At 73.6% G+C, this 17,580-nt stretch carries 17 protein-coding genes and 1 riboswitch; of the genes, 8 read left to right on the forward strand and 9 right to left on the reverse strand.

Annotated elements, in window-relative coordinates; translation table 11 throughout:
• Window positions 1-215 precede the first annotated feature (215 nt).
• The gene (gene trpS / locus LCD35_RS09190; RefSeq protein WP_225044038.1) at window positions 216-1,181 is read left to right on the forward strand and encodes a tryptophan--tRNA ligase; all 966 of its coding nucleotides are present in this window, start codon (window positions 216-218) and stop codon (window positions 1,179-1,181) included.
• Window positions 1,182-1,425: 244 nt separating this feature from the next.
• On the opposite strand, the gene LCD35_RS09195 is transcribed toward trpS, so the two are convergent.
• The 3 genes from LCD35_RS09195 to LCD35_RS09205 all read right to left on the reverse strand — a co-directional run bounded on the left by LCD35_RS09195 (window position 1,426) and on the right by LCD35_RS09205 (window position 4,536).
• The gene (locus tag LCD35_RS09195) at window positions 1,426-2,265 is read right to left on the reverse strand and encodes an NUDIX domain-containing protein (protein ID WP_225044039.1); all 840 of its coding nucleotides are present in this window, start codon (window positions 2,263-2,265) and stop codon (window positions 1,426-1,428) included.
• Window positions 2,266-2,407: 142 nt separating this feature from the next.
• A complete protein-coding gene (locus LCD35_RS09200) occupies window positions 2,408-3,796 on the reverse strand; it encodes a cell wall metabolism sensor histidine kinase WalK (RefSeq protein ID WP_224966084.1) in 1,389 nt (462 codons plus the stop codon).
• On the reverse strand, window positions 3,793-4,536 hold the full coding sequence (locus tag LCD35_RS09205) for a response regulator transcription factor (RefSeq protein ID WP_224956070.1): 744 nt from the start codon (window positions 4,534-4,536) through the stop codon (window positions 3,793-3,795). Before LCD35_RS09205 ends, LCD35_RS09200 begins: the two co-directional genes overlap by 4 nt.
• Window positions 4,537-4,675: 139 nt before the next feature.
• Between LCD35_RS09205 and LCD35_RS09210 the strand changes: the two genes are divergently transcribed.
• The 3 genes from LCD35_RS09210 to LCD35_RS09220 are packed head-to-tail and all read left to right on the forward strand — an operon-like array spanning window position 4,676 to window position 7,646.
• Window positions 4,676-5,809 (forward strand): outer membrane lipoprotein carrier protein LolA, encoded by a 1,134-nt coding sequence (locus LCD35_RS09210; protein ID WP_224966082.1) that lies wholly within the window; start codon window positions 4,676-4,678, stop codon window positions 5,807-5,809.
• Window positions 5,809-6,786, forward strand: coding sequence for an ABC transporter ATP-binding protein (locus LCD35_RS09215; protein ID WP_224966081.1), 978 nt, complete (start codon window positions 5,809-5,811; stop codon window positions 6,784-6,786). The genes LCD35_RS09210 and LCD35_RS09215 overlap by 1 nt, the downstream gene beginning before the upstream one ends.
• Window positions 6,783-7,646 (forward strand): ABC transporter permease, encoded by an 864-nt coding sequence (locus LCD35_RS09220; RefSeq protein ID WP_224956073.1) that lies wholly within the window; start codon window positions 6,783-6,785, stop codon window positions 7,644-7,646. The genes LCD35_RS09215 and LCD35_RS09220 overlap by 4 nt, the downstream gene beginning before the upstream one ends.
• Before the next feature lie 96 nt (window positions 7,647-7,742).
• Here LCD35_RS09220 and LCD35_RS09225 read toward each other — a convergent pair whose 3' ends face one another.
• From LCD35_RS09225 to LCD35_RS09235, 3 genes are read right to left on the reverse strand one after another with little or no spacing between them, the layout of a single operon-like run.
• Window positions 7,743-8,780, reverse strand: a complete 1,038-nt coding sequence (locus tag LCD35_RS09225) for an ABC transporter ATP-binding protein (RefSeq protein ID WP_224956074.1) — start codon at window positions 8,778-8,780, stop codon at window positions 7,743-7,745.
• A complete protein-coding gene (locus LCD35_RS09230; protein ID WP_224956075.1) occupies window positions 8,780-10,378 on the reverse strand; it encodes an iron ABC transporter permease in 1,599 nt (532 codons plus the stop codon). Before LCD35_RS09230 ends, LCD35_RS09225 begins: the two co-directional genes overlap by 1 nt.
• Complete coding sequence (locus LCD35_RS09235; protein WP_224956076.1) at window positions 10,375-11,421, reverse strand: thiamine ABC transporter substrate binding subunit; 1,047 nt, start codon at window positions 11,419-11,421, stop codon at window positions 10,375-10,377. The genes LCD35_RS09230 and LCD35_RS09235 overlap by 4 nt, the downstream gene beginning before the upstream one ends.
• Before the next feature lie 46 nt (window positions 11,422-11,467).
• A riboswitch (TPP riboswitch) is annotated at window positions 11,468-11,578 on the reverse strand.
• A 70-nt stretch (window positions 11,579-11,648) separates the two neighbouring features.
• On the opposite strand from LCD35_RS09235, the gene LCD35_RS09240 reads away from it, so the two are divergent.
• A complete protein-coding gene (locus LCD35_RS09240) occupies window positions 11,649-11,942 on the forward strand; it encodes a 4a-hydroxytetrahydrobiopterin dehydratase (RefSeq protein WP_224956077.1) in 294 nt (97 codons plus the stop codon).
• A 5-nt stretch (window positions 11,943-11,947) separates the two neighbouring features.
• On the opposite strand, the gene LCD35_RS09245 is transcribed toward LCD35_RS09240, so the two are convergent.
• On the reverse strand, window positions 11,948-12,916 hold the full coding sequence (locus tag LCD35_RS09245; RefSeq protein WP_224977643.1) for an FAD-dependent oxidoreductase: 969 nt from the start codon (window positions 12,914-12,916) through the stop codon (window positions 11,948-11,950).
• Between the two features lie 442 nt (window positions 12,917-13,358).
• On the opposite strand from LCD35_RS09245, the gene LCD35_RS30420 reads away from it, so the two are divergent.
• Window positions 13,359-13,790 carry a DUF6157 family protein gene (locus tag LCD35_RS30420; RefSeq protein ID WP_224956079.1) on the forward strand — a complete coding sequence of 144 codons (432 nt, stop codon included), beginning with the start codon at window positions 13,359-13,361 and terminating at the stop codon, window positions 13,788-13,790.
• 22 nt (window positions 13,791-13,812) lie between these two features.
• Here the strand turns inward: LCD35_RS30420 and LCD35_RS09255 are convergent, their stop codons facing one another.
• Window positions 13,813-14,268, reverse strand: coding sequence for an acetyltransferase (locus tag LCD35_RS09255; protein WP_224956080.1), 456 nt, complete (start codon window positions 14,266-14,268; stop codon window positions 13,813-13,815).
• Between the two features lie 398 nt (window positions 14,269-14,666).
• Here LCD35_RS09255 and LCD35_RS09260 point away from each other — a divergent pair, with 398 nt between their 5' ends.
• Together LCD35_RS09260 and LCD35_RS09265 are read left to right on the forward strand one after the other, a co-directional pair.
• Complete coding sequence (locus LCD35_RS09260) at window positions 14,667-15,503, forward strand: NADPH-dependent oxidoreductase (protein WP_224956081.1); 837 nt, start codon at window positions 14,667-14,669, stop codon at window positions 15,501-15,503.
• A gap of 33 nt (window positions 15,504-15,536) precedes the next feature.
• Window positions 15,537-16,142 carry a TetR/AcrR family transcriptional regulator gene (locus LCD35_RS09265; protein ID WP_224956082.1) on the forward strand — a complete coding sequence of 202 codons (606 nt, stop codon included), beginning with the start codon at window positions 15,537-15,539 and terminating at the stop codon, window positions 16,140-16,142.
• 187 nt (window positions 16,143-16,329) lie between these two features.
• On the opposite strand, the gene ychF is transcribed toward LCD35_RS09265, so the two are convergent.
• Entirely contained in the window at window positions 16,330-17,406 is a 1,077-nt protein-coding gene (gene ychF / locus LCD35_RS09270) for a redox-regulated ATPase YchF (protein ID WP_224956083.1), read from the reverse strand.
• Window positions 17,407-17,580 lie beyond the last annotated feature (174 nt).

A 17,580-nucleotide genomic window follows, 5' to 3' on the forward strand; every position in this document is an offset into this window, starting at 1 on the left:
CTGCGCCCCCCCGGCCGCGGCCGCCCGCGCCCCGGCGCCCGCCCCCCGCCCCCCCCCGCCCCCCCCCCCGCCCCGCCGCCCCCCCCCCCCCCCCCCCCCCCCCCCCCCCCCCCCCGGCTCGTCGTGCGCTGAACCGCACGCACATCGGTCGCCACCAGGCGACCGGGCGATGCGCGGTGCAGGCTGGTGAGCGGCCGTCGATCCGAGGAGAGATCGTGACCCGCTTGTCCGGCATCACCCCGTCCGGCCACGTCCACCTGGGCAACCACCTCGGCGCGCTGCGCCGCTGGGCGACCGGGGGCGGCCCGGAGGACCTGTACTTCATCTCCGACCTGCACGCGATGACGCTGCCGTACCGGCCCGAGCGGCTGCGCGCCCTCACCAGGGAGAACCTGGCCGTGCTGCTGGCGAGCGGCATCACCGCCGACTCGGTGTTCGTGCAGTCCGACCTGGCGGGCGAGCTCGGCGCGCTGAACTGGGTCCTGGAGTGCACCTGCGGCTTCGGCGAGGCCGCCCGGATGATCCAGTTCAAGGAGAAGGGCGCCGGGCAGGACAGCGCGCGCCTCGGCCTGCTCACCTACCCGGTGCTGATGGCGGCGGACATCCTGCTGCAGGGCGCCACCGAGGTCCCGGTCGGAGTGGACCAGAACCAGCACGTCGAACTGGCGCGCACGCTGGCCAGGCGGTTCAACGGCGGCCGCGGGGAGGTGTTCGTCGTCCCGCGCGCCGTGGTGCCGAAGACGGCCGCCTCGGTCCGGGACCTGTCCGATCCGGCCCGCAAGATGGCGAAGTCCGCGCAGCAGCAGGCGGGCGTCGTGTTCGTGCTGGACGAACCGGACGTGGTGCGCCGCAAGTTCCGCCGCGCCGTCACCGACGACCGGGCCTCGGTCCGCTACGACCCGGACGAGCAGCCCGCGGTGGCGAACCTGCTGGAGATCCTCGCCGCCTGCACCGGTGGCAGCCCGTACGCGGCGAGCTCGGCCGCGAGCACGTACGCCCAGCTCAAGGACACCGTGGCGGAGGCGGTGGTCGAGCTGCTGCGGCCGGTCCGGGACGGCGCCCGCGAGCTGCTGGACGACCCCGCCGAGCTGGACCGGGTGCGGGAGAAGGGCGCCGCCCGCGCGGCCGAGCGCGCCCGGCCGCGGCTGGACGCCGCGATGCGGGTCGCCGGGTTGCGTTGAACGTCCCCTGATCGAACGAGCCGAGGCCGGGGGCCCGGGATCGGGCGCCGCGCGCCCCACGGGCCCCTGACCTGGGTTCTCGACCCGCACCGCCGAATCGCCTCCGCCCGGGCGTTCGTTCACCAGTTCGAGTAGTTCGGGCTGGAAACGTGGCGAACAGGTGGTCGAACGCGGCAATCTTGCTGCATGAACGCAGCGAACGCACACCACGGCCGGAACGGCTTCCGACGCGGCGGCCGAGACCTCACAGCGGCAGCTCGCGCAGCGAGTGCGCCAGCACCTGGTCGGCTTCGAGCCAGTCCAGCCCGCCCAGTTCGGACCGGGTCGCCCAGCACACCGCCCGGTGCTCCACCGCCCGCGGCTCGACGCCGGGGTCGGCCAGTTCCGCGGTGTGCACCCGCAGCAGCATCCCGCCGCGCAGCGGCACGTCGGTGCCGACGCGTCCGGTCGGCACTACCTCCACGTCCAGCTCCTCCTTGCACTCCCGGACGACCGCGTCCTGCTCGCTCTCCCCCGGCTCCACCCGGCCACCGGGCAGTTCCCAACGACCGGCGTCCCGCGCGGGGAACCGGCGCTGCTGCACGAGCAGCCGCCCCCGCCGCGTGATCGCCGTCCCCACCACGACCGGCCGCGCCGCCCAGGACTCAGCGAGCGCACCGACCGCGCGCATCCGGCGCGCCAGCACCGCCAGCACCACGCGACGGGCCAGCGCCACGTCGACCAGCCGCCCGAGCGCGCCGAACGGCGTCGTCCAGCGCAGCGAGTCGGTCAGCAGCGTGTGGCCACCGGCTTCGGCCAGCACCGATTCGTGCCGCAACTCCTGGAGAGGACCAGCGATGAGCACCGATTCCAACCGATCCGCGTCGGCCCGCACGATGCGAGTGCGCAGCCGTGCCGCCGGGACCTTCGTCCACCGGAAGGCGAGGTCGTCCCCCGGGACGAGGAGTTCGGCGGCGGGCGTCAGCGCCCGGCCCTGGATGCCCAGTTGCCGCAGGCCCTCCTCCGCGGTGCGGGTGTGGCGCAACGCCGCCCCGACCGTTCGCAGCGGGGCCGCCACCAGACCTGTGCTTCGCAACACCGACACGTGGGGACATCCTGCCGCACGCCGCGCGGAGCGGTCCCCGGGGTGGTTCCCGTTCCGGGAGGCGACCCGCGCCCGAGCCCCGGGCGCGTTCCGCCGGCTGCGCGCGGTCGCCCGTCGGCTGCGCGGCGCGCTCGCGACGGTCTCAACCCCCGCGGGGCGCGGGGCGCAGCGGGCCGGGCAACGGCCAGCGGATCTCGATGCGGGCACCGCCTTCGGGCGACTCCGCCGCGTGCACCGAACCGCCCCGGCCGCGCACGGCTTCGGCCACCAGAGCCAGTCCCAGCCCGGCGCCGCCGGTGCGGCGGGCCCGGTCCGGCTGCACCCGGTGGAACCGGTCGAACACCCGCGTCCGGTGCTCGGCGGGGATCCCCGGCCCGTCGTCGTCCACGACCAGCCGGACGCTCTCGGCCGCCGGGAGCAACGACACCCGGACCAGCGCCCGCGCGTGCCGCAGCGCGTTCCCGATCACGTTGTCCAGCACGGTGGCCACCTCGGCGGCACCGGCGAGGATCACGACGCTCCCGGTGGGCGCGGTGACCTGGACCCGGGGCCGGCCGCCCCGCAGGTTGGCCCGGTCGGCGGCCGCGCGCACGGCGCTGCCGAGCTCGATCGGCTGCTGCGGCGGCTGGGAACCGGACTCGGCCCTGGCCAGCGCGAGCAGTCCGTCCACCAGCTCCGACATCCGCTGCGCCTCGGCGGCGATGTCCTGGAGGGTCTCCTGCGCGAGCTCCGGGTCGGGGTGCACCACGGCGACCTCGGCCTGCGCCCGGATCGAGGCGACCGGGTTGCGCAGCTCGTGCGCGGCATCGCCGGTGAACCGGCGCAGCCACTCCGTGTCGCCGTCGCGGCGGGCCAGCATCTCGTTGAGCGCTTCCGCGAGCGCGCGCAGCTCGTCGTCGGCCGCCGGCACCGGCAGTCGACGCCCCTCCGGCAACCGCACCGCGGCCACCCGCATCCGCTCCACCGGGCGCAGCGACCGGCGCACCACCAACCAGGTCGCGACGCCGACAGCACCCGCGGCGATGATCGAGCCGAGCGCCAGGGCGCGGCCCGCCGAGCGCACCGTGTCGGAATGGCCGATCAGGTGCGCGCCGCCCAGCACCAGCCGCGGATCGCCCGCCGGGTCGGGCACCACGGTCCCGACCCAGCGGTAGAGGCCTCGGGCCGGGCCGTCCGCGGACCACTCGACGACGCCCTCGCCGCTCTTGAGCTCGCTGATGTTCGACCGCCCCAGCCGCGGGTCCGGCAGGGAATCGACCGGGACGCCCGAGGTGTCCAGCACCCGGACCTCACCGCCCGCCACCTCGCGCGGCGGTGTCCCGGTGGCGACCTGCCGCGCCGCGACCTCGACCTTGCCGTTCAACTCCGCGTCCACGGATTCGACGAGCAGCCAGCTCATCAAGCCGACGCCGAAGTGCGCGAGCACGCCGAACCCGACGAGGGCCACCGCCGTCGCGACCGCGCTGGTCCGGAACCGGAGGGTGCGGCGCGACCACCACGTCCGCAGCCGCCGCAGGGGCGACCAGTTCACCGGGAACCGTCCCCACCGCGTGGCTTCGTCGGTTCGGCGGCGGCGACCTCGTCCTGGTCCGGTTCGACGCTGACCTGGTAACCGTGGCCGCGGACCGTGCGCACCAGGTGCCCGGCGCCCGCCGCGGTGAGCTTGCGCCGCAGGTAACCGACGTAGACCTCGACCACGTTGCGGGTGACGAACTGGTCCGCGCCCCACACCTGGCGCAGCAGGTCCTCCTTCGGCACCACGGTGCCCGGACGGCTCGCCAGCGCGACCAGCAACCCGTACTCGCGCGGGGAGAGCGCCACCGGTGATCCGGCCCAGCTCACCTCACGGGCATCGCGGTCGATCTCCAGCTCGCCCACGCGCAACCTGGCGTGCCGCGCGGAGCTCTCGCCGCGACGTGCCAGGGCCCGGACCTGCGCGGTCAGCACCAGGAAGGAGAACGGCTTGACCAAGTAGCCGTCGGCACCGAGGTCCAGCCCGTCGGCTTGATCGACCTCGCCGTCCTTCGCGGACAGCAGCAGGACCGGGGTCGTGATCCCCTGGCCGCGCAGGCGCTCCAGCACGCGGTACCCGGACAGGCCGGGGAGCATCACGTCCAGCACCACGACGTCGAAGGACCCGGTGGCGGCGAGCCGCAACGCCTCCACTCCCTCGACCGCGACCGCGACCTCCATGCCCTCGGCGGTCAGGCCGCGCCGCAGCGCGGTCCGGACTCCCGGTTCGTCGTCGACCACCAACACCCGCGGCTGCATCTGCTCAGCATGCCGTCGCCGCACCACCGCGCGCAGCCACCCCTGAGATCCTTCTCAGCTCGATCGGACCGCTCTCAGGACCATCTCAGCTGCGCGGGATCACGCTCGGGGCAGCGGATCGGATCACCAGGAGGACCGCATGAAACGCAGGAACGTCGTAGTCGCCGCGTCGGCGGGCGGGCTGGCCGGGTTGCTCGGCCTCACCGCGCTGAGCCTGCCTGCCGGCGCGGACGAGGACCCGCAGCTGCCGCCGGTCGCGCCCGAAGCGCTGGTGGAATCGGTGCTGACCTCGACTACCCCGGCGCTGACCGGAACGGTGCGGGTGGACAACGCGCTCGGCCTCCCGGCGCTGCCCGGCGTCGACGGCGGCGCCGGCTCGATGTTGGGCGACGGGACCAGCACGCTCCGGGTGTGGAACGACGGGCAGGGGCACAAGCGCGCCGCGCTGCCCTCGTCCTCCGGCGAGGTGACCGTCGTCGACGACGGGACCGCGCTGTGGAAGTGGGACTCGGAATCCCGCACCGCGACCCGGGCCACCAAGCCCGCGAACGCGGGGGACGAGGATGCTCGCGGCCCGCTCGGCCACGGCCGCGGTGCGGCGGACCAGGACCCGGCGGCGCTCTCCCGGAGCATCGTCGAACAGCTGCGGCAGACCAGCGACGTCGCCGTGGACGGCACCGCGACCGTCGCGGGCCGGGACGCCTACGAGCTCGTGCTGACACCGAAGCCGACCGAGCGCACCGTGCTGCGGGAGGTCCGGCTGGCGGTGGACGCGGAGACCCGCTCGCCGCTGGAGGTCACCGTGCTGACCAACGGCTCGGACGAACCGGCGCTGCGCGCCGGGTTCTCCGAGCTGGACCTGTCCCAGCCGGACCCGGCGATGTTCCGCTTCACCCCACCGGCCGGCACGAAGGTCGAAGAGGCCCCGGCCGGGGATCGGCACCACCGGGAAGCCCGGCCGGAGGGCCGTCCGGAGCACGCCGGGCAGCACCCGACCGTCGTCGGCGACGGCTGGGACACGGTGCTCGTCGCGCACCTGCCGCAGCAGCCGGAGCGGGCCGAGTCGCCGCGCGGCGAGGACGGGCAGCGCGGTGGTGAGCGGGCGAACCCGCAGGCGCTGGCGCAGCAGCTGGGCAAGCCGGTCAGCGGACCGTGGGGCGACGGCTGGCTGATCAGCACGAAGGTCGGGTCCGCCCTGGTCACCTCCGACGGCCGCGTCGCGGCCGGTGCGGTTCCCGAGCAGGTGCTCACCACCGCGGTCGGGACTCCGTGATGACCGAAGTGGCCGAACAGGCCGAGCAGGCGGGGGCGGCCACGTCCGCCCCCCCCGCGGTCGAGGTGTACGCCGCGCGGACCTCCGGCCTGCGCAAGGCCTACGGCGACACCGTGGCCGTCGCGGGCATCGATCTCGCCGTTCCCCGCGGCGCGGTGGTCGGGGTTCTGGGGCCGAACGGATCCGGCAAGACCACCACGATCCGGATGCTGCTGGGCTTGATCAGGCCCACGGCGGGCTCGGTCGAACTGCTGGGCCGCGCGCTGCCGGACGAGGCCGACCGGGTGCTGCCCCGCGTCGGGGCGCTCGTCGAGGGACCGGGCTTCCACCCGTTCCTGTCCGGCCGGGAGAACCTGCTGCGGTGCGCCGCGATGGAGCCCGACCTGGCGGGTGCCGACCTCCGGGCGGCGGTGGACGGAGCGCTGCACCGCGTCGGGCTGACGGCCGCCGCGGGCCGCCGGTTCCGCGGCTACTCGCTGGGCATGAAGCAACGGCTGGGGCTGGCCGCGGCCCTGCTGGTGCCGCGGGAACTGGTGGTGCTCGACGAGCCCACCAACGGGCTGGACCCGGCGGGCACCAGGGAGATCCGCCAGATCATCGCCGAGCTGCACGCCGTCGGCACGACCGTGCTGGTGTCCTCGCACCTGCTGTCCGAGGTGGAGGCGACCTGCACTCACGTGGCGGTGCTGCACCGGGGCACGCTGGTCGCGCAAGGCGAGCTGGCGAGCCTGCTGGAATCGGGCGGACCGCACCTGATGATCTCCACCCCGGACCTCGATGCCGGGCTGGACGCGCTGCGGGACAGCGGGATCTCCGCCCGGGCGGAGCAGGGCGCGCTGCGCGTGGAGCTGTCCGAAGTGGACGCTCCAGAAGTGGTGGCGACGCTGGTCCGCGCCGAAGTCGGGGTGCACGAGGCACGACGCGGACGTGCGGGCCTGGAAGACCTGTTCGCCCGGCTCACCGAGGAGGAATCATGACCGCCACCGCACCGGCCGAGGTGGCCGAGGCGCCGAAGGCGCGCCGCTCGGCACCGCTGGGGCGGGTGCTGTTCGCGGAGTTCCGCTGGGTGCTGCGGCGACCGCGGAACCTGCTCGCACTGCTGATGCTGGCGGGGCTGCCAGTGCTGATCGGCGTGGGCATCGCGTTGACCGGCGGGCCCGGTGGTGGTGGCGGGCCGTCGGTGTTGAGCGCGGTCGCGGGCAACGGGCTGGTGCTGCCGGTGGCGAGCATCGTGCTGGCGCAGACGATGCTGCTGCCGCTGGTGGTGGCGATGGTCGCGGCGGACGCGATCGCGGGCGAGGCTTCGCACGGCACGCTGCGAGGGCTGCTGATCGCGCCGATCGGCCGGGTCCGCTTGGTGGGGGTGAAAGCGGCGGGCGTGCTGCTGATGGTGCTGCTGTCGGTGCTCGTGCTGGCGGTCAGCGGCCTGCTCACCGGTTTGATCATCGTCGGCGGTGACGGCCTGGTGACGTTGTCCGGCACCACGCTGTCGATCGGGGCGGCGCTGGTGCGCATCCTGCTGGCGGTGCTGTGGTGCGCGGCGCAGATGGCTGCGGTCGGGGCGGTGGCATTGGCGCTGTCCTCGTTGACCGAGCACCCGCTGGTGGTGATGACCGGGACGATGGCGGGGCTGATCGTGTTCGGCGTGCTGGGGACCGTGCCTTCGCTGGAGTGGATGCGTCCGCTGCTGATCACCACCGACTGGTCGGCCGTGATCGACGTGCTGCGGGATCCGATCTTCACGGACACGTTGTCCACGGGACTGCTGCGCGCAGGGTGCTACCTGGCCATCGGCCTCTCGGCGACGGTGCTGCGCATGGTCACCCGGGACGTCTGACCCGGGCGGGGCCGGCACGGTGGGTCCACGACCGGGGACCACCGCGCCGGTGCGCGTACCCCATCGGGCGCGCGAGGCCGGGGCGACCCGGCTCGGTCAGTCGCCACCGACGAGCGCGACGCCGTCGGGGTCGAGGCGCAGTCCGACCTCGTCGCCGACCGCGGGGGCGTCGGCGATGTGCGCGACGGCCTCCACCTGACCGAGTTCCGGTACGGCGACCGCGAGCCGGACGTGGTCGTGCCGGTGCACCCGTTCCCGCACCTCCCCCAGCGGGCCCGTCGCACCGGGATTTCCGGGCCGGGTGCCCCGGGCGCGAACTCCGGCGGCGCGCAGCCCGAGCCGCGCCGGACCGTCCTTCGCGGTCACGTCGACGGTGCCCAGCGCGCACGTCGCCACGCCGTCGCGGACCTCCGCGGGCAGGAACGTGGTGCAGCCGAGGAACGCGGCCACCTCCTCGTCCGCCGGGTGCCGCCACAACAGGTCGGGAGTGTCGGCTTGCAAGATCGTGCCGCGGGACATCACGGCGACCCGGTCGGCGAGGGTGAACGCCTCGTCGTGGTCGTGCGTGACGACGAGTGCGGTCGAGTCGCCGCGGCCGAGCAGCGCCGCCAGGTCCACCGCGAGCCGTTCCCGCAGCATCCGGTCCAGCGCGGAGAGCGGTTCGTCCAGCAGCAGGAGCTCCGGATCGGCGGCGAGCGCGCGGGCCAGCGCGACCCGCTGCGCCTCGCCTCCGGACAGGTCGGTGACCCGGCGGTCCTCGTAGCCGGCCAGCCCGACCAGCTCCAGCAGCTCGGCGACGCGCGCCGTTCGCTCCGCACCGCCGACGCCGCGCATCCGCGGCCCGAACGCCACGTTGCCCGCCACGTTCCGGTGCGGGAACAGCTGCCCGTCCTGGAAGACCAGCCCGAACCGGCGGTGGTGCACCGGCACCGAGGCGAGGTCCCGCCCGTTCCACCGCACCTCGCCCGCGGTGGGCCGTTCGAGCCCGGCGACCGCTCGCAGCAGGGTCGACTTCCCGCAGCCGGACGGTCCGAGCAGCGCCAGCACTTCGCCGTCCAGCACGGAGAGCCGCACGTCGCGCACCACCGTGGTGCCGCCGAAGCGGACGGTGAGCCCTTGCACTTCCAGCCCCATCAGAAGTCCTCCACGGCGTCGGTGCCCACCCGCAGCCGCTCGATGAGCACCACGCCGAGCACGGTGACGACCATCAGCAGCGCGCAGGCGGCGTAGGCGAGTTGCGAGTTGAGTTCGCCCGGCCTGCCGAGCAGCCGCGCAATGGCCACCGGCAGCGTCGGCGCATCGGGCCTGGCGAGGAAGCTGGTGGCGCCGAACTCCCCGAGCGCCACGACGAACCCGAACCCGGCGGCGGCCAGCACGGAACGCACCGCGAGCGGGAAGTCGATCTCGCGCCGCACCCGCCACGGCCCGGCGCCGAGCGTCGCCGCGGCCTGCCGCAGCCGGTCGTCGATGGCCCGCAGCACCGGCAGCACGGTGCGGATCACCAGCGGTGTCACCACCAGGGCCTGCGCGAACGGCACGAGCAGCGGCGAGGTGCGCAGCTCGCCGGGCAGCGAGCCGAGCGTGATCAGGTAGCCGAAGCCGACCGTCACCGCGGACACCCCCAGCGGCAGCATCAGCGCGAGGTCGAGGCTCTCCGCGACGAACCTGCGGCGCACGGCGACGAGCACGAACGAGGCGAGCAGCCCGAGCAGCAGCGCCATCCAGGTGGCGTCGACCGCGGTGCGCACCGAGTTCAGCGCGGCTTCGAGCCCGGTGACCTCCAGGGTCCCGGGCTGCCCGGTGCCCAGCAGCGCGCGGTAGCCCGCGAGCCCCCACCCGTCCCTGGTGGACACCGACCGCGCCAGCAGGGAGACGATCGGCGCGAGCAGCCCGCACAGCACCGCACCGGCGAGCCCGACGATCCACCACTCGGCGCCTTGCGGCGGCCGGGCGGTGGTCGCGGGCGCGCGCAGCCGCAGCGCGGTCTCCCGACGGCGGCGCGCGATGGTGGCCACGAGCAGGGCGGCGACGACGGCGACCAGCTGCAGCAGGGACAGCGCCGCGGCGCCGGGCAGGTCCAGCAGCTGCACGGTGCGCAGGTAGATCTCCGTCTCCAGGGTGCGCAGCCGACCGCCGCCGAGCACCAGCACCACCCCGAAGCTGGTGGCGCTGAACAGGAACACGACGGCCGCCGCCGATCCGAGCGCGGGCAGCAGCGCGGGCAGCGTCACCGAGGTGAAGGTGCGCAGCCGCCCGGCTCCCAGCGATCGGGCGGCGTCCTCCATCCGCCGGTCCAGGTGCCCCCACAACCCGCTGACGGTGCGCGCGACGACGGCGACGTTGAAGAACGCGTTGGCCAGCACGATCGGCAGCACTCCCCCGTCGGCGCCGAACAACGCGCGGAAGGCCATGCCCACGACGATCGTCGGCAGCACGAACGGCACGGTCACCGCGACCCGCAGCAGCCCTGTGCCGGGCAGGACGAGCCTGGCGAGCACGTAGGCGAGCGGCAGCCCGCAGAGCAGCGCGACCGCGGTGGACGCGGCGGCCTGCCCGAGGGTGAAGCCGACGAGCCGCCAAGTGGCCGGCTCGGCGAGCACCGCTCCGACGTCGCCGCGCACGCCCAGCCCGATGATCGCCGCGACGGGCCAGGCGAAGAAGACCCCGAGGAAGCCGAGGACGACCGCCGCGGCCAGCGCCACCGGAACCCGGCGGCGGAGTTCGCCGGTCATCCCCGGACCAGCGTCCGCCACTGCTCGACCCACCGGTCCCGGTTGTTCTCCACCTCGTCGGCGGGCAGTTCCGCGGGCCGCGACGGCAGCGGCGCGCTGGCCGCCCAGCCTTCGGGCAGCGGCACCCCGTCGACCGCGGGGTACACGTACATCTGGTCGGCGACCTGACCTTGGAACTCGGGCGAGAGCAGGAAGTCCACCACTTCCCGCGCCGCCTGCGGGTCCTTCGCGCCGGTGAGCACGCCCGCGTACTCGACCTGCCGGTAGCAGGTGTCGAGCAGGGCCTTGGTGCGCGGCGCACCGTTCTCGTCGACCTCGGCGGCGGGCGAGGACGCGTAGGACAGCACGATCGGTCGCGGCCCCTGGCCGGTGGAACCGGAGAAGTCCTGGTTGTAGGCCTCTTCCCAGCCGGAGGACAGCCGCACGCCGTTGGCGTCGAGGGCGCGCCAGTAGTCCTGCCAACCGGGCTCGCCGAAGGCGTCGATGGTGCCGAGCAGGAACGCCAATCCAGGGGAGGACGTCGTCGGGTCCGGCATCGAGGTCAGGTCCCGGTAGCGGGGATCGGTGAGGTCGCGCAGCGTCGTCGGCTCCGGCAGCCGGTGCGCGGCGAACCAGGCGGTGTCGATGTTGAGGCACACGTCGGCGACGTCGACGGCGGTGAGCCGGTTCTGCTGGTCCTGGGCGTAGCGCTGCGGTCCGCGGTCGGCGGCGGCGGGCCGGTACGGGGCGAACACGTCGGCGCGCAGCGCGCGGGAGGCGAAGGTGGAGTCCACGCCGTAGGCGACGTCGCCGAGCGGTGCCGCCTTGGACAGCGCCAACTTGTTGGTCAGCTCTCCGGCGTCACCGCTGTTGCGGATCTCCAGGTGGATGCCGCTGCGCTTCTCGAAGTCGGCGAGCAGCGCCGGGTCGGCGACGAACGAGTCGTGCGCGACGAGGGTGACGGTGCGCGCCGCGGTGTCATCGCCGGAGCTCCCGATGAGCGAACATCCGGTGGTGAGCGCGGCGGCGGCGAGTGCCGCGGCCCAGCGCAGTAAGGGGTTCAACGGTCCTCCCGAGTAGCACACCGGTCTCGGCCACGCGTGCGAACTCGAGCTGATCGCGACACCTCCCTGCGCCGGCATGATCCGGTTCAGGTGCGGACGGTCGAGGGGATGCGCCCCTCCTCTCAGCCCAGCGCGCTGGACTCCCGTGGCGACCGGCAGTCTACGTGCCGCCACCGAGCCGGGGGTCGACGGTCGCGTTCCGGCCGTCCGACGACCACCATGTGGGCATGACCGAACTGCTGAACGACACCCAGGTCGCCGAATCGCTGTCCCGGCTACCGGAGTGGGCCCAGGACGGCACCACGATCGTGCGGAGCGTGGAGTTCGCGAGCTTCCCGCAGGCCATCCAGGCGGTGAACCGGGTCGCGGAGATCGCGGAGAGCGAGAACCACCACCCGGATCTGGACATCCGCTGGCGCACCGTCGTGTTCGCCCTCTCGACGCATTCGGCGGGTGGCCTCACCGCGAAGGACTTCACGCTGGCGGAGGAGATCGACGGGGTGGTCGACGCGTTGACGTGAGCCGGTCAGCGCACCGGTCGGCCGAGGACGAGCCCGGCGGCTTCGGCGGCGCAGCCCCAGGACAGCGACACCCCGCAGCCGGAGTGCCCGTAGTCGTGCACGACGGTGGCGCCGCCGAACCGTTCGGTTTCGAGCCGCACGGCGTCGCGCCCGGGGCGCAGTCCGACGGTCTCGCCGAGGACTTCGGCGCCGGCGAGCAGCGGTTCGACCTGCGCGCAGCGGCGCAGCACGGCGGCGCTGTCGTCGCGGTCGTGTGCGCGGGACCAGTCGTGCTCGCCCGCGACGCCGCCGAGCACGACTTGGTCGCCGTGCGGGACGTACGAGGTGAACTCGGGTCCGGCGCCGACTTCGACGAAGTACTCGCTGATGCCGGGGTTGCGGACGAGGACGTGCTGCCCCCGCACGGGCCGCACGCCGGGGTCGCCGACGAGCTCGTGCGCGCCGACCCCGGTGCAGTTGACGATGCGGTCCGCTTCGGCCGCGGCGTCGGCCAGCGAGGACACCGGGCTGATCAGCAGTTCGCCGCCGGCGGCGAGCAGTCTCCCGGTGAGGTGTTCGAGGTAGCGCGGCATGTCGATCAGCGGGAGCGTCGCCCGGTAGCCGCTGCGGAACCCGGCGGGCAGCTCGTCCGGGGTGCAGCGGCGCAGGTCGGGCAGCAGCAGCGCTTCGGGCGGCAGCTGGTCGCCGAGGTCGACGCGGGCGGCCATCCGCCCGGTGGCGAGGTGCACTCCGCTGGTGTCGTCGGCGGCCAGTTCGACCAGCGCGCGGTAGGTGTCGGCGACCCACCGGCGCACCCGGTCGGCGGGTTGCAGCAGCGCCGGCCCCCAGATCGCGCCGGCGACGGCGGAGGTGGTGTCGGCGGGTGGCTCGTCGGTGCGCACGCGCACCGGCACGCCGGATTCGGCGAGGATCACGGCGGTGCTGAGCCCGATCACCCCGGCTCCGATGACCAGGACGGTCCCGTTGGCGGCCATTTCGGCACGCTAGCAGCGTTGCCCGCCGCGCACGGCCTGCTCGGGGCGGGTTTCGCGGCCGCTCGGCGCGGTCCTAGTCCTCGACGATGGTGATCGTGCCGGTGCCGCCGCAGTTGCTGCACCCCTTGCCGTTGCAGTCTCCGCAGATCAAGGTGATGTGCTGCATGCGCACAACGTAAATCGCCTGGTCATGGCGTGCGACTCAGCTGTGCCGGGGTGCGCCGCCCGCAGTTCGCGGCGGGCCGCGCTGCGCTACCGACCCCGCACGCCTTTCACTCGGACGTGCCCGAGCGGGGTGCGGCGGCGGGTCGGGGAATCGCGTTCGCCGGGTGTTCGTCATCGATCGGGGGTCAGCCGATCGCGGTCCGAGGCAAGGAGCACCGGAATCGAGGAACGGCCGCTTCCCCATCCGCCGTCGGTCCCCCGGCGTACCGTTCCGGGCGTGGAACGGGTCGATCGCACGAACACGTTTATCGAGGTGGCCGAGGACTGCCCGGTCACCACCGCGACGGTGCCCCCGCTGAACGCAGAGGCGCCGTCGGTGGCAGCGCGCACCTACCGGCTGATCGCCGAGCACCCGTACGAGTTCACGTCCGGTGACGTCATCTTCACCGTCTTCGCGGACCGCGCCGCCATCCCGGACGAGGAGCGGGCGGACGCCCGCCGGGAGTTCTTCGCGCGGAGCAGGGCCTGCCTGCGCTCCTCGCCGCTGGGCAAGCGCTACGGCTGGGGCATCCACGCAGACGCCCGCGGCCGCCTGGCCCTGTACGCCGTGGACGGCCCGGAGTACGCGGAGTTCACCTCGGGCCGGCGCACCGGCGAGTCAGGCGAACCGATCACCTGCACCAAGGCGCTGCGCAGCACCCGAGCCTGAACCCGGGGCGACGAGCGGCCGGTCACCGCGCCCGCCCGTCGCGGGACATCCGCAGCAGCGGGTACGGACGCCCCGCATCGTCGAGCTCGCTGCGGCCGGTGACGGTGAACCCGTGCCGGAGGTAGAACCCGACGGCCTGCTCGTTCTGCTCGTTGACGTCCACGGACGTCACCCCGAGCTCGGCCACCGCGTGCGCGAGGAGGGCTCGGCCCACTCCTCGCCCGCGGTGCGCCGCGTCGACGAACAGCATCTCCAGGCTCGTCCCGGACGTGCCCGCGAAACCGACCGGCGCACCGCCGAGTTCGGCGACGCTGAGCCGCACCTGCGGGAAGTGCCCGACGGGCAGGCGTTCCTCGATCTCCGCACGGTGCCGCGGATCGAGGAACGCGTGGGTGGCATCGACGGCGCTGCGCCAGATCCGCACGAGTTCCGGGTGCTCCTCGGGCCCCGTCGAGTCGCGGATCCTCGGCTCAGCCACGACGACCTGCGCGATCCAGCGGAGTTCGCCCGAATTCCGGTCCGGAGGACCACGTGCCCGGGAGCGCGTGGCCGCCGGCGACCTGCTTGATCCAGCGGACTCGGTGCGATGCCAGGAAGACGCGCACGTCAGCGATGTCCTCCCCAGCCGTTCGCATCCGACGCGGTCTCGTCGTTCGGTTCGCAGCGGAGCGGGCAAGTCGATCCGGCCCCGCGACGTCCGTGGACCTTAGCCGTGCGGCGAGCGTGTTGTCGCCCACGTTCGCCCGGCTCGCGCCGGACCAGCACCCGCCCGTCGTGTGCGCGAGGTCATGCGCCCCGGTCCGCGGAGCCGGGAATGCCGCCGGTGCGCGGCGAGTTGGAATAACCGAATCCGATTCGGAAAGAAGGACCGTGAGCATGCCGAAGCACGATGCACTCCTGCGCGCCCGCTACGGGGATCAGCCCGCTCCCGCCACGATCTTGTGGAACCAGCAGGTCGAGGCCCTCCTCGCCCACCGCTCCGTGCGGGCCTTCACCGATGAGCCGGTCCCCGAGGGGGCGCTCGAGACGATCGTCGCCGCCGCCCAGTCGGCGTCCACCTCCTCGAACCTGCACCAGTGGAGCGTCGTCGCGATCTCGGAGCCGGAGACCAAGCGCGAGCTGGCGAGGCTCACCCGCAGCGCCCGCACGGACGGCGGCGGCTACGACTTCGTCGCCGATGCCCCGACCGTCCTCCTCTGGGTGGCCGACATGTCGCGCAGCCACGCGATCAGCTCCGCCCACGGCGGCGACCCGGTCGTCACCGACTACCTGGACGCCTTCCTGATGGCCTCCGTCGACGCGGCGCTGGCCGCCCAGAACGGGATGGTCGCCACGGAGTCCCTGGGCCTGGGCGGGGTCTACCTCGGCTCGCTGCGCAACCACGCCGAGGAGCTCGCCGAACTCGTCGACCTCCCGCCGTACGCCTACGTCGTCTTCGGCACCGCCATCGGCATTCCGGACGAGACCCGGCCCAGCGCCGTGCGTCCGCGCCCAGCGCAGAACGTCGTCCTCCACCACGAGAAGTACGACCACGCCGACCACGCGGAATGGGTGCGCGATTATGAGGCCGCCACCACGGTGTTCCGGACGGAGAACGGCCTGCGGGACAAGACCTGGGCCGAGGCCGTCGTGACCGGCACCGGTTTCGACTACATGGACGGGCGGGAGAACCTGCGCCCGACGCTCCAGCGGCGCGGCTTCGGCCTACGCTGACGCGCGACCCGACCGACGAAGGAACGAACGAGGATGGCCAGACCGAAGGTGCCGCTGCTGTCGGCAGAGATCATCGCCGACGGAGCGCTCGCGCTCGTCGACACCACCGGGGACATCCAGATGGTCCAGCTGGCCAAGCACTTGGGCGTCGCCCCGTCCTCGCTCTACAGCCACGTCGGCGGGCGGGGCGACGTCATCGACCTCGCCCGCCGACGGATGCTCGAACAGATGGAGACCCCCGACGCGCACGACTGGCGCGAAGCCGTCGGCGCGCTGCTGCGCGGCCTCGCGGGTCTCTACACCAGGCACCGGCGGATCCTGCCGCTGATCTTCGACACCACGTTCGCCGATGAGCGCTCCATCGCCGCCTACGAGCCCGTGTTCACCGCTCTCGTGCGCGGAGACTTCCCCTCGGACCAGCTGCGCCCGATCATCGCGATGATCGAGTTCCAGGCCTTCGGCCTCGCCCAGGGACTCCCCGCGCCGACGATGTCGGACACCATCCGCGACGCGCTTCCGGGCTACGCGGCGTCCGTCGAACACTGGCGCGACGACCGGGACGCCACGACCGAACTCGCCGTGTCAGTCCTGGTAGGAGGACTGGAGGCACTGCGCACGAAGCCGGATCGTAGGAGCTGAGCCTGCGGGCGCAGGAGTTCACGGCAGGCACTGATCCCCGCGACCTGCCCCGGTGCTCCCGAGCAGCAGTAGCACCGTCCACGCGCTGCGCCGCCAGCGCCGTCCCCACGGGTTCGAGCGCTCGTGGCCGAGGATCGAGGTCGGCCACGGCCGGACTCAACACCGCGAGCGGACGCGACGGCTCCGATCACACGTTGAAGCGGAACTCGACGACGTCTCCGTCGGCCATGATGTAGTCCTTGCCCTCCATGCGGACCTTGCCGCCGGAGCGCGCGGTGTTCATCGAACCGGCCTCGATCAGGTCGGCGAAGGACACGATCTCGGCCTTGATGAAGCCGCGCTCGAAGTCGGTGTGGATCACGCCCGCGGCCTGCGGGGCGGTCGCGCCCTGCGGGATGGTCCAGGCGCGCGCCTCCTTCGGGCCCGCCGTCAGGTAGGTCTGCAGGCCGAGGGTGTGGAACCCGGCGCGGGCCAGGGCGTGCAGGCCCGGCTCCGGCTGGCCGACCGATTCCAGCAGTTCGCGGGCCGATTCCTCGTCGAGCTCGATCAGCTCGGACTCGACCTTGGCGTCGAGGAACACGGCGTCGCCGGGGGCGACCAGGTCGCGCAGCTCCTGCTTGCGGGCCTCGTCGGAGAGCACGCCTTCGTCGGCGTTGAACACGTACAGGAACGGCTTGGTGGTGAGCAGGTTCAGCTCGCGCAGTTCCGGGACGTCGGCCAGCTTCGCGGCGAACAGGGTGGTGCCCTCGTCGAGGACGCGCTTCGCCTCGTTGGCCGCGTCCAGCGCAGGACGCTTGTCCTTGTGGGTGCGGGCTTCCTTCTCCAGCCGCGGCAGCGCCTTGTCCAGGGTCTGCAGGTCGGCGAGGATCAGCTCGGTGTTGATCGTCTCGATGTCGCTGGACGGGTCGACGTTGCCGTCGACGTGCACCACGTCCGGGTCGTCGAACACGCGGATGACCTGGCAGATGGCGTCGGCTTCGCGGATGTTCGCGAGGAACTTGTTGCCGAGGCCCTGGCCTTCGGAGGCGCCCTTCACGATGCCGGCGATGTCGACGAAGGACACGGTGGCGGGCACCAGCTTCTCGGAGCCGTACAGCTCGGCGAGCTCGGCCAGTCGGGGGTCGGGCAACGGCACCACACCCACGTTCGGCTCGATCGTCGCGAACGGGTAGTTCGCCGCGAGCGCGTCGTTGCTGGTGAGGGCGTTGAACAAGGTGGACTTGCCGACGTTGGGCAGCCCGACGATTCCGAGGGTGAGGCTCACGGGCCGTGAGTCTAAGTGGTGCGGGCGGCGATCGACGCAGGTGGCCCGCACCCGATCCGTGCGCGCCGGGTTCGGGGGGGCCCCCCCCCCCCCCCCCCGGGGCGCGCGGGCGCCCAACCCCCCCCCGCCCAGGGGGCAGAGACCCCGGCCCCCCCGCGCATTCAACACGCCCGG

It is taken from the genome of Saccharopolyspora sp. 6V, assembly GCF_020176785.1.
Lineage (GTDB): Bacteria > Actinomycetota > Actinomycetes > Mycobacteriales > Pseudonocardiaceae > Saccharopolyspora_C > Saccharopolyspora_C gregorii.

Bases quoted from the DNA above. Each gene is read 5' to 3' on its own strand.
- LCD35_RS09205 (WP_224956070.1), bottom strand. From the start codon at position 4,536: ATGCAGCCGCGGGTGTTGGTGGTCGACGACGAACCGGGAGTCCGGACC.
- LCD35_RS09210 (WP_224966082.1), top strand. From the start codon at position 4,676: ATGAAACGCAGGAACGTCGTAGTCGCCGCGTCGGCGGGCGGGCTGGCC.
- LCD35_RS09215 (WP_224966081.1), top strand. From the start codon at position 5,809: ATGACCGAAGTGGCCGAACAGGCCGAGCAGGCGGGGGCGGCCACGTCC.
- LCD35_RS09220 (WP_224956073.1), top strand. From the start codon at position 6,783: ATGACCGCCACCGCACCGGCCGAGGTGGCCGAGGCGCCGAAGGCGCGC.
- LCD35_RS09225 (WP_224956074.1), bottom strand. From the start codon at position 8,780: ATGGGGCTGGAAGTGCAAGGGCTCACCGTCCGCTTCGGCGGCACCACG.
- LCD35_RS09230 (WP_224956075.1), bottom strand. From the start codon at position 10,378: ATGACCGGCGAACTCCGCCGCCGGGTTCCGGTGGCGCTGGCCGCGGCG.
- LCD35_RS09240 (WP_224956077.1), top strand. From the start codon at position 11,649: ATGACCGAACTGCTGAACGACACCCAGGTCGCCGAATCGCTGTCCCGG.
- LCD35_RS09245 (WP_224977643.1), bottom strand. From the start codon at position 12,916: ATGGCCGCCAACGGGACCGTCCTGGTCATCGGAGCCGGGGTGATCGGG.
- LCD35_RS09260 (WP_224956081.1), top strand. From the start codon at position 14,667: ATGCCGAAGCACGATGCACTCCTGCGCGCCCGCTACGGGGATCAGCCC.
- LCD35_RS09265 (WP_224956082.1), top strand. From the start codon at position 15,537: ATGGCCAGACCGAAGGTGCCGCTGCTGTCGGCAGAGATCATCGCCGAC.